General features: G+C 38.9%; 1 protein-coding gene and 1 pseudogene. One reads left to right on the top strand and one right to left on the bottom strand.

Going from position 1 to position 573, the window contains the following annotated elements; genetic code table 11:
* A partial coding sequence (locus AC1MDJ_RS08475; RefSeq protein WP_479690469.1) for a hypothetical protein occupies positions 1–275 on the bottom strand: 275 nt, incomplete at its 3' end.
* A gap of 24 nt (positions 276–299) precedes the next feature.
* Between AC1MDJ_RS08475 and AC1MDJ_RS08470 the strand changes: the two are divergent.
* Positions 300–573: pseudogene (locus AC1MDJ_RS08470) on the top strand (Rpn family recombination-promoting nuclease/putative transposase); the annotation flags it as partial.

Genomic DNA, 573 nt, shown 5'->3' with positions numbered 1-573 from the left:
AGCCACGACATCGGCTCTATCGCCCTGCCAACCTGCTCCATTAGCCCCTTTGTGAGTGTCTCAACCGTTGCATTACTAGCTAACCCTAATATTATATCCTCTACACGTTTTAGGTGTGCTAAATACACGCTTGCTAATGCAGATTGATTTATGGGGACTATATACTTGACTAGACTAATGAAATGCTGTGTGTTGCAAAGGCGGGCTTTTCCTCCACCCTTGACGAGAGAATGCCAGTTGATTAAAGCAACAAAATGAAAGATATTGACAACCACCTCTGTTTATTATATTATTAAGTCATGTCAAGTAGCAAGGCAAACAGGGAATATAAAGACACTGTATTTACCAAGTTGTTCTCTGATAAGGACAATCTTGTTGAGATGTATAATGCTATAGTTGGAGCTGATATAAAGCCAAGCGATATAGAACTGAACACGTTAGAAAATGTTTTGTTTATGAATAGACGTAATGACCTGTCTTTTGTTATAGGGGATAATAAGCTGGTTGTATTAGTGGAACATCAGTCTACTGTGAACCCTAATATGCCGTTAAGGTTTTTAGAGTATATTGCCC

It is taken from the genome of Candidatus Termitispirillum reticulitermitis (assembly GCF_054655775.1).
Note: the sequence above shows the minus strand (reverse complement) of the source record. Positions and strands in the feature narration are given on the sequence as shown.